This window comes from Acinetobacter halobius (assembly GCF_044130335.1).
GTDB lineage: Bacteria > Pseudomonadota > Gammaproteobacteria > Pseudomonadales > Moraxellaceae > Acinetobacter.
On record NZ_JBIQOD010000043.1, the window covers coordinates 1 to 526 of the forward strand.

The following is a 526-nucleotide window of genomic DNA, read 5'->3' on the forward strand; positions in this document are numbered from 1 at the left end:
CATGGCTAAGGCTAAGTTTGAACGTAATAAGCCACACGTTAACGTGGGCACAATCGGTCACGTTGACCATGGTAAAACAACTTTAACAGCTGCAATTGCAACTGTATGTGCGAAGAAATTCGGTGGTGAAGCGAAAGACTACGCTGCAATTGACTCTGCACCAGAAGAAAAAGCACGTGGTATTACAATTAATACTTCACACGTAGAATACGATTCACCAACTCGTCACTACGCACACGTAGACTGCCCGGGCCACGCCGATTATGTTAAAAACATGATTACTGGTGCTGCTCAGATGGACGGCGCGATCCTTGTATGTGCTGCGACTGATGGTCCAATGCCACAGACTCGTGAACACATCCTTCTTTCTCGTCAGGTTGGTGTACCTTACATTCTTGTATTCCTTAACAAGTGTGACCTTGTTGATGATGAAGAACTTCTTGAATTAGTAGAAATGGAAGTTCGTGAACTTCTTTCTACTTATGACTTCCCAGGTGATGACACTCCAGTTATCCGTGGTTCAGCT

General features: G+C 44.7%; 1 protein-coding gene. It reads left to right on the top strand.

Annotated elements, in window-relative coordinates; all coding sequences use genetic code 11:
• Nucleotide 1: 1 nt before the first annotated feature.
• Nucleotides 2-526 (top strand): GTP-binding protein (locus ACE01U_RS17010; RefSeq protein ID WP_395580017.1); only part of this gene is annotated, 525 nt, incomplete at its 3' end.